At 73.9% G+C, this 11,596-nt stretch carries 12 protein-coding genes; 5 read left to right on the top strand and 7 right to left on the bottom strand.

Annotated elements, in window-relative coordinates; genetic code table 11:
* The first annotated feature begins 91 nt into the window (after positions 1-91).
* Complete coding sequence (locus ACIBAI_RS04845) at positions 92-1,471, top strand: FAD-binding protein (protein ID WP_399030985.1); 1,380 nt, start codon at positions 92-94, stop codon at positions 1,469-1,471.
* Positions 1,472-1,524: 53 nt separating this feature from the next.
* Positions 1,525-2,280, top strand: coding sequence for a decaprenylphospho-beta-D-erythro-pentofuranosid-2-ulose 2-reductase (locus ACIBAI_RS04840; RefSeq protein ID WP_399030984.1), 756 nt, complete (start codon positions 1,525-1,527; stop codon positions 2,278-2,280).
* On the opposite strand, the gene ACIBAI_RS04835 is transcribed toward ACIBAI_RS04840, so the two are convergent.
* From ACIBAI_RS04835 to ACIBAI_RS04810, 6 genes are all read right to left on the bottom strand, one after another.
* A complete protein-coding gene (locus ACIBAI_RS04835; protein WP_399030983.1) occupies positions 2,281-2,859 on the bottom strand; it encodes a 2'-5' RNA ligase family protein in 579 nt (192 codons plus the stop codon). It abuts the gene before it with no gap.
* 191 nt (positions 2,860-3,050) lie between these two features.
* Entirely contained in the window at positions 3,051-4,043 is a 993-nt protein-coding gene (trpS, locus tag ACIBAI_RS04830) for a tryptophan--tRNA ligase (RefSeq protein WP_399031373.1), read from the bottom strand.
* A gap of 166 nt (positions 4,044-4,209) precedes the next feature.
* Positions 4,210-5,658 (bottom strand): glycine hydroxymethyltransferase, encoded by a 1,449-nt coding sequence (locus tag ACIBAI_RS04825; RefSeq protein ID WP_399030981.1) that lies wholly within the window; start codon positions 5,656-5,658, stop codon positions 4,210-4,212.
* A 257-nt stretch (positions 5,659-5,915) separates the two neighbouring features.
* On the bottom strand, positions 5,916-7,100 hold the full coding sequence (locus ACIBAI_RS04820; protein ID WP_399030980.1) for a glutathionylspermidine synthase family protein: 1,185 nt from the start codon (positions 7,098-7,100) through the stop codon (positions 5,916-5,918).
* A gap of 17 nt (positions 7,101-7,117) precedes the next feature.
* The gene (locus tag ACIBAI_RS04815) at positions 7,118-7,450 is read right to left on the bottom strand and encodes a hypothetical protein (protein WP_399030978.1); all 333 of its coding nucleotides are present in this window, start codon (positions 7,448-7,450) and stop codon (positions 7,118-7,120) included.
* 78 nt (positions 7,451-7,528) lie between these two features.
* Positions 7,529-8,923: a PLP-dependent aminotransferase family protein gene (locus tag ACIBAI_RS04810; RefSeq protein ID WP_399030976.1), complete on the bottom strand. Its 1,395-nt coding sequence runs from the start codon at positions 8,921-8,923 to the stop codon at positions 7,529-7,531.
* A 47-nt stretch (positions 8,924-8,970) separates the two neighbouring features.
* Between ACIBAI_RS04810 and ACIBAI_RS04805 the strand changes: the two genes are divergently transcribed.
* From ACIBAI_RS04805 to ACIBAI_RS04795, 3 genes are read left to right on the top strand one after another with little or no spacing between them, the layout of a single operon-like run.
* A complete protein-coding gene (locus tag ACIBAI_RS04805) occupies positions 8,971-9,480 on the top strand; it encodes a carboxymuconolactone decarboxylase family protein (protein WP_399030975.1) in 510 nt (169 codons plus the stop codon).
* Entirely contained in the window at positions 9,477-9,923 is a 447-nt protein-coding gene (locus tag ACIBAI_RS04800) for a carboxymuconolactone decarboxylase family protein (protein WP_399030973.1), read from the top strand. The genes ACIBAI_RS04805 and ACIBAI_RS04800 overlap by 4 nt, the downstream gene beginning before the upstream one ends.
* Complete coding sequence (locus tag ACIBAI_RS04795) at positions 9,920-10,639, top strand: isocitrate lyase/phosphoenolpyruvate mutase family protein (protein ID WP_399031371.1); 720 nt, start codon at positions 9,920-9,922, stop codon at positions 10,637-10,639. The genes ACIBAI_RS04800 and ACIBAI_RS04795 overlap by 4 nt, the downstream gene beginning before the upstream one ends.
* A gap of 6 nt (positions 10,640-10,645) precedes the next feature.
* Here ACIBAI_RS04795 and ACIBAI_RS04790 read toward each other — a convergent pair whose 3' ends face one another.
* Positions 10,646-11,596, bottom strand: a complete 951-nt coding sequence (locus ACIBAI_RS04790) for an ABC transporter substrate-binding protein (protein ID WP_399030971.1) — start codon at positions 11,594-11,596, stop codon at positions 10,646-10,648.

Genomic DNA, 11,596 nt, shown 5'->3' with positions numbered 1-11,596 from the left:
TATCGAGCGACATACCATTAATCACCCATTTCGGGGAGAGATCGGAAGTTTCGCAAACAATCGGTCACACAACGGCGGTACGGTCGCCGACATGTCTGCCGACGCCGCTTCCGCCACGGACCGGGACCGCGCCACCGTCACGGGGTGGGGCCGCACCGCGCCCACCGCGGCCCGCCTGGTCCGCCCGCGGACGTACGAGGAGGCCGTGGCCGCCGTCCGGGACTGCGGGGCCCGCGGCAGCATCCCGCGCGGCCTGGGGCGGGCCTACGGGGACGCGGCGCAGAACGCCGGCGGGGCCGTGCTGGACATGACCGGCCTGGACCGCGTCCACGCGATCGACGCCGACGGCGGGACCGTGCTGTGCGACGCGGGCGTCTCCCTGCACCGGCTGATGCAGGTGCTGCTGCCGCTCGGCTGGTTCGTGCCGGTGACGCCCGGCACCCGCCAGGTGACCGTCGGCGGGGCGATCGGCGCGGACATCCACGGCAAGAACCACCACGTCTCGGGCTCCTTCTCCCGGCACGTCCTGGCGCTGGAGCTGCTCACCGCGGACGGCGCGATCCGCACGGTGCGCCCCGGCACGCCCCTGTTCGACGCCACGGCGGGCGGCATGGGCCTGACCGGCGTGATCCTGACGGCGACGATCCGGCTCCAGCCGGTCGAGACGTCCCTGATGTCGGTCGACACCGAGCGCGCGCGGGACCTGGACGACCTGCTGGCCCGCCTCACCGCCACCGACCACCGCTACCGCTACTCGGTCGCCTGGATCGACCTGCTGGCCCGCGGCGCCGCGACCGGCCGCGCGGTCCTCACCCGCGGCGACCACGCCCCCCTGGACGCGCTGCCGAAGGGCGCCCGCGCGCGAAGGGACCCCCTGGCCTTCCGCACCTCCCGCCTCCCGGCCGCCCCCGCCCTCGTCCCGGAGGGCCTGCTCGGCCGGACGACCGTGGGCCTGTTCAACGAGTTCTGGTACCGCAAGGCCCCCCGCGCCCGGACCGGCCGGCTGCAGCGGCTCTCCGCCTTCTTCCACCCCCTGGACGGCGTGCCGCACTGGAACCGGGTCTACGGCCGCGGCGGCCTCGTGCAGTACCAGTTCGCCGTCGGGTACGGGCGGGAGGAGGCCCTGCGCCGGATCGTGCGGCGCGTCTCGCAGCACCGCTGCCCGTCCTTCCTCGCCGTCCTCAAGCGGTTCGGGGACGCCGACCCGGGCTGGCTGTCCTTCCCCGTGCCCGGCTGGACGCTGGCCCTGGACGTCCCGGCGGGCCTGCCCGGGCTCGGCGCCCTCCTCGACGAACTGGACGAGGAGGTCGCCGCCGCCGGCGGGCGCGTGTACCTCGCCAAGGACTCCCGGCTGCGGCCCGACCTGCTCGCCGCGATGTACCCGCGCCTCGGCGACTTCCGCGCGCTGCGCGCGGAGCTGGACCCGCGCGGGGTGTTCATGTCCGACCTGGCCCGCCGCCTCCGGCTCTAGGCCCCGGCGCCCCGGCGGGCGCCCTCGTCTCCAGGCAACCTTGAGGAGCTGCTGTGAAGGACGCCTTCGGCCTCCCCCAGTCCCTGCTCGTCCTCGGCGGTACGTCCGAGATCGCGCTGGCCACCGCGCGCCGTCTGATCGCCCGCCGCACCCGCACGGTGTGGCTGGCGGGACGCCCCTGCCCCGCCCTGGACCGGGCCGCCGACGAGCTGCGCGGCCTGGGGGCCGAGGTGCGCACCGTGGCCTTCGACGCGCTCGCGACCGACTCCCACGAGACGGTGCTCGGCAAGGTCTTCGCCGAGGGCGACGTCGACCTGGTGCTGCTCGCCTTCGGCGTCCTCGGCGACCAGGCGCACGACGAGCAGGATCCGGCCGGCGCGGTGCGCGTCGCGCAGACCAACTACACGGGCGCGGTGTCGGCCGGCCTGGTCAGCGCCCGCGCGTTGCAGTCCCAGGGACACGGCTCCCTGGTGGTGCTCTCCTCCGTCGCCGGCGAGCGGGCCCGCCGCGCCAACTTCATCTACGGCTCCAGCAAGGCGGGCCTGGACGTCTTCGCGCAGGGCCTGGGCGACGCGCTGTACGGCACCGGCGTGCACGTGATGGTCGTACGGCCCGGCTTCGTCCGGTCGCGGATGACCGCCGGGCGGGCGGAGGCGCCGCTCGCGACGACGCCCGGGGCCGTGGCGGCGGCCATCGAGCTGGGCCTGCGGCGGCGCTCGGAGACGGTGTGGGTGCCGGGGACGCTGCGGCTGGTGATGTCGGCGCTGCGGCACCTGCCGCGGGGGGTGTTCCGCCGGCTGCCGTGGTAGTCAGCGCGTCGGCAGCGAGTCCTGCTCCACGCTCCCCGTCTGCGAGGGGACGACCGGGCCGCCGAACGGGAACTCGCGCAGCTTGCGCCACACCCCGTCGGGGCCCTGCTCGTACAGCGCGAAGCCGGTGCAGGGCCATTCGGCCTCGTAGTCGGCGAGTTCCTCGAAGGCGCGGTCCATCGCCGCCTCGTCGATGCCGTGCGCCACCGTGACGTGCGGGTGGTACGGGAACTGCAGTTCGCGTGCCACGGGCCCGGAGGCGTCCCGGACCTGCTTCTGCAGCCAGGTGCACGCCTCGGCGCCCTCCACGATCCGGACGTAGACCACGGGCGACAGCGGGCGGAACGTGCCGGTGCCGGACAGCCGCATGGGGAACGGCCGGCCGACCGCGGCGACCTCGGCCAGATGGGACTCCACGGCCGGCAGCGCGGCCTCGTCGACCTCCGTCGGCGGCAGCAGGGTGACGTGCGTGGGGATGCCGTGAGCCGCGGCGTCGCCGAAGCCCGCGCGCAGCTGTTGCAGCCGGCTGCCGTGAGGCTCCGGGACCGCGATCGACACGCCGATCGTTACGGTCCCCACGTCGTCTCCTGTCGTTGTGTGCGGTGCGGCTCGCCCGGTCGGTGGGCGGCCGCGCCGGTGGCGGGCGGGAGCGGCCGCGGATACGGCCGCTCGGCTATCGACTGTACGGCCACGGCGGCGCCGGGGGCAGGCGCAACCGTGGTGATGTGCGGCGCCGCGCGGTGGTACGGCGTACCACCGCGCGGCGTGGGTCAGTGCTTGGCGGGCAGGAAGCCGACCCGGTCGTACGCCTGCGCGAGGGTCTCCGCGGCGACGGCGCGGGCCTTCTCCGCGCCCTCGGCCAGGATGGAGTCCAGGCTCTCCGGGTCGTCCAGGTACTGCTGGGTCCGCTCCCGGAAGGGCGTCACGAACTCGACCATGATCTCGGCGAGGTCCGTCTTGAGCGCGCCGTAGCCCTTGCCCTCGTACCTCTGCTCCAGTTCCGCGATCCCCGTTCCGGTGAGGGTCGAGTAGATGGTGAGCAGGTTGCTGACGCCGGGCTTGTTCTCGGTGTCGTAGCGGATGACCGTCTCGGTGTCGGTGACCGCGCTCCTGACCTTCTTCGCGGTCGCCTTCGGCTCGTCCAGCAGGTTGATCAGGCCCTTCGGCGTGGACGCCGACTTGCTCATCTTGATCGACGGTTCCTGCAGGTCGTAGATCTTCGCCGTCTCCTTGAGGATGTACGGCTTCGGGACGGTGAAGGTCCGGCCGAAGCGGCCGTTGAAGCGCTCGGCGAGGTCGCGGGTGAGCTCGATGTGCTGGCGCTGGTCCTCGCCGACCGGCACCTCGTGGGCCTGGTACAGCAGGATGTCGGCGACCTGGAGGATCGGGTAGGTGAACAGGCCGACGGACGCGCGGTCGGCGCCCTGCTTGGCGGACTTGTCCTTGAACTGGGTCATGCGGGAGGCCTCGCCGAAGCCGGTGAGGCAGTTCATGACCCAGGCGAGCTGGGCGTGCTCGGGGACGTGGCTCTGCACGAAGAGCGTGCAGCGCTCGGGGTCGAGCCCGGCGGCCAGCAGCTGCGCGGCGGCGAGCCGGGTGTTGGCGCGCAGCTCCTCCGGATCCTGCGGGACCGTGATCGCGTGCAGGTCGACGACCATGTAGAACGCGTCGTGGGTCTCCTGCAGGGCCACCCACTGGCGGACGGCGCCGAGATAGTTGCCGAGGTGGAACGAGCCCGCGGTGGGCTGGATTCCGGAGAGCACGCGCGGACGCTGTCCGGCGGAGCCGTTCCCCTGGGGACGGTGGTGGTCGACGGATGGGCGATCGGTGGCCATGCTCACCATTGTCTCAGAGGGCGGGGGCGGGATCGGCCCCCGAGGTGGGGCCGCACGGGAATGCGGCCCCACGCCCGAGCGTCGCGCGGACCGGTCAGCCGAGGTCGATCTCCGGGTACAGCGGGAACGCCGCCACCAGGTCCGTCGCCCGCTGGGAGATCTCCTGCGCGATCTTCGGGTCCAGGACGTGGGCGGCCTTGGACGGGGCCCCCGACTTGGTGGTGCCGGGCTCGGTGCTGGTCAGCACGCGGTCGATCAGGCCCGCGACCTCGTCCATCTCGGCGGCGCCCAGGCCCCGGGTGGTCAGCGCGGGGGTGCCGACGCGGATGCCGGAGGTGTACCAGGCGCCGTTGGGGTCGGCCGGGATGGAGTTGCGGTTGGTGACGATGCCGGACTCCAGCAGCGCGGCCTCGGCCTGGCGGCCGGTGAGGCCGTAGGAGGTGGCGACGTCGATCAGGTTGAGGTGGTTGTCGGTGCCGCCGGTGACCAGGGTGGCGCCCCGGCGCAGCAGGCCCTCGGCCAGCGCCCGGGAGTTGTCGACGACGCGCCGGGCGTAGTCCTGGAAGGCGGGCTGCCGGGCCTCGGCGAAGGCGACGGCCTTGGCGGCCATCACGTGCGGGAGCGGGCCGCCGAGGACCATCGGGCAGCCGCGGTCGACCTGGTCCTTGAGGGAGTCGTCGCACAGGACCATGCCGCCGCGCGGGCCGCGCAGCGACTTGTGGGTGGTGGTGGTGACGATCTGGGCGTGCGGGACCGGGTCGAAGTCGCCGGTGAGGACCTTGCCGGCGACCAGGCCGGCGAAGTGGGCCATGTCGACCATGAGCGTGGCGCCGACCTCGTCGGCGATCTCCCGCATGATCCGGAAGTTGACCAGGCGGGGGTAGGCGGAGTAGCCGGCGACGATGATCAGCGGCTTGAACTCGCGGGCCTGGGCGCGCAGGGCGTCGTAGTCGATCAGGCCGGTCGCCGGGTCGGTGCCGTAGGAGCGCTGGTCGAACATCTTGCCGGAGATGTTCGGGCGGAAGCCGTGGGTGAGGTGGCCGCCGGCGTCCAGGGACATGCCGAGCATGCGCTGGTTGCCGAAGGCCTGGCGCAGCTCGGCCCAGTCGGCCTCGGTGAGGTCGTTGATCTGGCGGACGCCGGCCTTCTCCAGGAACGGGACCTCGACGCGGTCGGCGAGGACGGCCCAGAAGGCGACGAGGTTGGCGTCGATGCCGGAGTGCGGCTGGACGTAGGCGTGGCGGGCGCCGAAGAGTTCGCGCGCGTGCTCCGCCGCCAGCGCCTCCACCGTGTCGACGTTGCGGCAGCCGGCGTAGAAGCGGCGGCCGACGGTGCCCTCGGCGTACTTGTCGCTGAACCAGTTGCCCATGGCCAGGAGGGTGGCCGGGGAGGCGTAGTTCTCGGAGGCGATCAGCTTGAGCATCTCGCGCTGGTCGGCGACCTCCTGGCCGATGGCGTCGGCGACACGGGGCTCGACGGCGCGGATCACGTCGAGGGCGGCGCGGTAGGCGGTGGAAGCGGTGGAGAGGGGCTCGGCTGACATGGGGGACCTCCGGGACGTTGCGTTCAGCGTTCACGGTACGGCCCAGGCGCACGGCACTCGTGCTGGGCGGTGCCCAGGGGCCGCTCCCCGATGGTCGGTCCCATCCCAGCGCGCCAGTCACGGCCCGCGGTCAGCCTACCGGGCGCGCCGGACCGCGGGAGGGCCGCGTCCACGATGTGGCCGGGGCGACGGGGGCGCCGGGGGCGGCAGGACCGCCGGGGGCGCGGCCGGGGACCGTCCGCGCCCGGGGCGGGGAGTCAGAGGATCACGTGCGGCAGGAAGCGGGCGTACTCGTCCGTCACCAGGCCGGAGGACTCGCGGATGCCGAGGCCCGCCGACTCGTCCTCCACCACCCAGGCGCCCAGGACGACGTGGTTGCCGTCGAAGGCGGGCAGGGGGGCCAGCTGCTGGTAGCAGCAGGGCTCGTCGCGCACCACGGGGGCGGCGCCGGGCCGGTGGACCGTCACCCCGGCGCCCTCGCGGCCGAGGAGGGGCTTGGCGACGTAGCCGTGGGCCGCGGCCAGCTCCCGGGGCCCGTCCAGGTAGGCGGGGAGGAGGTTGGGGTGGCCGGGGTACAGCTCCCACAGGATCGCCAGCAGGGCCTTGTTGCTCAGCAGCATCTTCCAGGCCGGCTCGATCCACAGGGTGGTGCCGGTGCCCCCGCCGTTGTCGAGGGTGTCCAGGACGTGCCCGGCGAAGCGGTCGGTGGTGAGCCACTCCCAGGGGTAGAGCTTGAAGATGCTGCGGATGAAACGCAGTCTGGTGTCGACGAAGCGGCCGGAGAGGCGGTCCCAGCCGATCTCCTCCATGGAGATCCAGTCGGTGTCCAGGCCGGCCTGCTCGGCGGTCTCCTTGAGGTAGGCGACCGTCATGAGGTCCTCGCCGAGTTCGTCGGCGGTGGAGTGCGCGAAGTACAGGGGGCTGCCCGGCGGGAGGAGGGCGGCCTGCTTGCGCCAGGCGTCGACGAGGCGTTCGTGCAGGGAGTTCCACTGGTCGGCGCCGGGGAAGCGCTCCTCCATCCAGAACCACTGGGGCGAGGCGGCCTCCACCAGGGAGGTGGGGGTGTCGGCGTTGTACTCCAGCAGCTTGGCCGGGCCCGTGCCGTCGTAGCGCAGGTCGAACCGGCCGTAGACGGAGGGGAGTTCGGCGCGGCGGCGCCAGGACTCGGCGACCGCCCGGGCCACGCGCGGGTCGGTGATGCCGAGGTCGGCGAAGCGGCCGGCGGTGACGATGTGGTCCGCCGCCGCCAGGCACATGCGGTGCAGCTCCTCGACGACCTCCTCCAGCGCCTCCACCTCGGGCAGCGAGAAGACGTAGTAGGCGCTCTCGTCCCAGTAGGGGCGCAGGGAGCCGTCGGGGTGACGGGTGAGGGGGTAGACGAGCCCCTGGTCCTCGACGGTCTGCTGCCAGCCGGGGCGGGGCTCGATCGTGCGGCGTTCCATCGTGCGCTGCCTCCGGTTCAGCCGCCGCCGCTGCCGCTGCCCGAGCAGCCGAAGCCGTTGCGGTCCACGGCCTCGCTGCGGCTGAAGGTGCCGTCCTCGGCGTAGCCGCCGCTGACCTCGGCGTCGTAGTACCAGGCGGCGTCGACACCGCCGACGGAGGCGACCGAGGAACCCGGCGAGTTGCAGTTCCGGTCGGCGATGATCCGGTAGCCGTCGCCGTAGGTGTAGCTGTCGCGGTCCACGCAGCGGCGGTCGGGCTCGGAACCGCACGACGTCAGGGCCGCCGCCAGAACTCCCATACCGCCGAGCACCACCGTGCTCGACCGCAGCCGTCGCCGTGTCTCAGCCATGTCCTCGTCTCCCCCTCGTTCGCGTCGTTGAACGGCCGTTCGCGGGATCGGGTGTGCGGCCGTCGCCGGGGGTGGACTTTACGGCAGCACCCTGCACAGGGTGTCCAGCGCCCCCGCCCAGGCGTGGTCGGGCGGTGTTCCGTAGCCGACGACGAGGGCGTCCAGGGGCTCGGTCACCGCGTCCGGGTGGCGGAAGAAGGACAGGCCGTGCAGGGCCAGGCCGTGCCAGGCGGCGGCCTGGAGCACCGCTTGCTCGGTGCCCGGCGGCAGGCGCAGGACGGCGTGCAGACCGGCCGCGATGCCGGTGGCGCGCACCTCGGGGGCGTGGGCGGCGAGAGCGGCGACCAGGGCGTCCCTGCGGCGGCGGTAGCGCAGGCGGGCGGAGCGCACGTGCCGGTCGTGGGTGCCGGAGGCGAGGAACTCGGCCAGGGTCAGCTGGTCCAGCACGCCGCAGGTGTCGGCGTCGCCCTTGGCCGCGGCGGCCTGCCCGGCGAGGGCGGGCGGCAGCACCGCCCAGGCCAGCCGCAGGCCGGGGGCGAGGGACTTGCTGGCGGTGCCCAGGTAGACGACGCGGTCGGGGTCGAGGCCCTGCAGGGCGCCGACGGGCTGGCGGTCGTAGCGGAACTCGCCGTCGTAGTCGTCCTCGAGGACCAGGCCGCCGGTGCGGCGCGCCCAGTCCACCACGGCCGCCCGCCGGTCGGGGTGCAGGGGCACGCCCATCGGGAACTGGTGGGCGGGCGTGAGCAGGACGGCGCCCGCGTCGGGCGGGGCCGACGGGTCGGTGCCCCGTTCGTCGAAGGGCAGCGGGACGGTGCGCAGGCCGGCCGCCGCCAGCAGGTCGCGGTGCGCGGGGAGGCCGTAGGACTCGACGGCGACCGTGCGCACGCCGCGCTCCCGCAGGACCCCGCCGAGCAGTCCCAGGCCGTGCGCGAACCCGGAGCAGACGACGATCCGTTCGGGATCGGCGCGCACGCCCCGCACGCGGCCCAGGTAGCCGGCGAGCGCGGTGCGCAGCTCCGGACGGCCGCGGGGGTCGCCGTAGCCGAGGACGTCGTGGGAGGCGGCGGCGAGGGCGCGGCGGGCGGCCCTGAGCCATTCGGCGCGCGGGAAGGAGGCCAGGTCGGGGGTGCCGGGGCGCAGGTCGTGGGCGGGGCGGGCGCGGTGCCGGGGGCGGGCGGCCGGGCCGGCCGGGCCGGCCGGGGGCACGACGGTGCGGTCCGCCACCCGGGTGCCCGAGCCCTGCCGGGCGGTCAGCCAGCCCTCGGCGACGAGGTCGGCGTAGGCGTCGGCGACGGTGTTGCGGGCGATGCCGAGGTCGGCGGCGAGCGCCCGGGAGGAGGGCAGCCGGGTGCCGGGCGCGAGACGGCCGGAGCGGACGGCCTCGCGCAGCGCGTCGGTCAGGCCCCGGCGCAGGCCCGGACCGGTCGGCTCCAGATGCAGGTCGATGCCCAAAGTGGCCCACTGTTCCAGCACGGAAATGGACCATACCCCTGGGCTGCTTCGCTCCTAGGGTCGGGGACATGACGACGAACGCACCCGAGGACAAGACCGTGGAGTACGCCGCCGCGCCCGTCCCCCGGCTGGACTGGGCCCGGCTCGCCCCGGACGTCTTCAAGGCGATGGTCCGGCTCGACGCGGCGGCCGCGCGCGGGCTGGACCCGGCCCTGCGCGAACTGGTGAAGATCCGCGCCTCGCAGCTCAACCGGTGCGCGTTCTGCCTGGACATGCACACCAGGGACGCGCTCGCGGCGGGCGAGAGCGTGGAGCGGATCGTGCAGCTGAGCGCCTGGGAGGAGTCGCGGCACTTCTACACCGAGAAGGAGCTCGCGGCGCTGGAGCTGACCGAGGCGGTGACCGTGCTCACGGACGGCTTCGTGCCGGACGAGGTGTACGAGAAGGCCGCGAAGCACTTCGAGGAGGCGGAGCTGGCGCAGCTGATCGCCGCGATCACGGTGATCAACGCCTGGAACCGGTTCGGTGTGACCTGCCGCCGGGTGCCGGACGCCCCCCGGCCGGGACAGCGCCCGTGACGGCCCGTACGGCGCACCTGGACGCCGAGGTCCGCTCCGCCATGCTGGCGCTGAGCGCCGCCGCCAAGCGGGACCTGGGCGACCCGGCGCTCGCCGAGCTGGTCCAGATCCGCGCCTCGCAGCTCAACCGGTGCGCGTTCTGCCTGGACATGCATCTGGAGATCGCCCGGAAGCAGGGGGTGAGCGACCGCCGGCTCGCCCTGGTGGCCGTCTGGGAGGAGGCCGGGGACGTCTTCGACGAGCGGGAGCGGGCCGCGCTGGCGCTGACCGAGGCGGTGACCGTGCTCACGGACGGCTTCGTGCCGGACGAGGTGTACGAGAAGGCCGCGAAGCACTTCGAGGAGGACCGGCTCGCCCGTCTCATCGCGCTGATCACCGTCATCAACAGCTGGAACCGGCTGATGGTCAGCCGGCGGATCCCCCCGGGGAGCAGCCGGTGGTGAACAAGGCCGAGGTCTTCCGCGCGCTGCACCGGCGGCCGGCCCCGGACGACCCCCTCGTGCTGCCCGGCCCGTGGGACGCGGCCAGCGCCCGGGTGTTCGAGGAGGCCGGGTTCCCGGCGCTGGCGACGCCCAGTGCCGGGGTCGCCGCCTCCCTCGGGTACGAGGACGGGCGGACGCCGGCCGGCGAGATGTTCGCGGCGGTGGCCCGGATCGTGCGGGCGGTGGACGTGCCGGTGTCGGCGGACGTGGAGGACGGGTACGGGCTGGCGCCGAAGGAGCTGGTGGAGCGGCTGCTGGAGGCGGGGGCCGTCGGCTGCAACCTGGAGGACTCCGCCGGCGGGGTGCTCAAGGACCCGCACGAGCACGCGGACCGGCTCGCCGAGGTGCGGGCCGAGGCCGCCGGCGGGCTCTTCGTCAACGCGCGCGTCGACACCTTCGTCCGGGGGGTCGCCGATCCGGAACGGGCCGTCGAGCGGGCCGCGCTGTACGTGGCCGCGGGCGCCGACTGCGTGTACCCGATCGGCGCCCCGCCGGAGGTGCTGCCGCTGCTGCGGGCCGGGATCCGAGGGCCCGTCAACGTGTTCGCCCGGCTGGACGGCGAGGGCCCCTCGCCCGCCGAGCTGGGCGCGCGAGGGGCCACCCGGGTCACCTTCGGGCCGGGCCTGCAGCGCCGGGCGGCCGCGGCGCTGCGGGAGATCGCGGCCCGGGTGCGGTAGGGGGCGTCAGGGCAGCCACCGCTTCCACGTGGACCGGTGGCCGTCCACCCACTTCTCCGCCGCCTGCTCCGGCGTCAGCTTCCGGTCGGCGATCAGCAGGGAGACCTCGTTCTGGTCCTCGGTCGTCCACCTGAACCTCTTCAGGAAGGCCGCCGCCTCGCCGCCCCGCTTCGCGAAGTCCGCGTTGAGGTACTTCTGCAGCGGGGTGTGCGGGTAGGCGCAGGCGACCTTCTCCGGGTCGGCGTCGCAGCCCTCCGTGCGGGGCGGCAGCCTCACCTCGGTCATCGGCACCTTCTCGAACAGCCACTGCGGGGTGTACCAGTAGGTGAGGAAGGGCTTCTTCTCCTTGGCGAACTGCTTGATCTGGGTGATCTGCGCGGCCTCGGAGCCGGCGAAGACCACCTGGTAGTCCAGCTTCAGGTTCTTCACCAGCGCCTTGTCGTTGGTGACGTACGCCGGTGAGCCGTCCAGGAGCTGTCCCTTGCCGCCGCTCTCCGCGGTGCGGAGCCGGTCGGCGTACTTGTTCAGGTTCTTCCAGTGCGTCACGTCCGGGTGCCGCTCGGCGAAGTAGGCCGGGACGAACCAGCCGATGTGCCCGGTGACGCCGAGGTCGCCGCCGCGGACGACGGTCCGCTTCTCCTCGACGTACCGCTGTTCCTGCTCGGGGTGGCCCCAGTCCTCCAGGAGCGCGTCGATGCGGCCCTGGCTGAGCGCGTCCCAGGCGGGGACCTCGTCCATCTGCACGGTGTCGACGTGGTAGCCGAGTTCGTGCTCCAGCAGGTACCGGGCGACGGCCACGTTGGCCTGGGCGCCGACCCAGGACGGCACGGACAGGGTGACCGTCCGCGCGCCCTGGGCGTTCGCGAACGGCGACGCCTGCCGGGTCATGTCGGCGGCGCCGCAGCCGGTGGTCAGCGCCAGCACCGCCAGCACCGCCGTGATGCGTCCGCGGAACAT

The sequence above is a fragment of the Streptomyces sp. NPDC051041 genome (genome assembly GCF_044456065.1).
GTDB lineage: Bacteria > Actinomycetota > Actinomycetes > Streptomycetales > Streptomycetaceae > Streptomyces > Streptomyces glaucus.
This window is presented reverse-complemented; position numbering and strand designations above follow the sequence as displayed.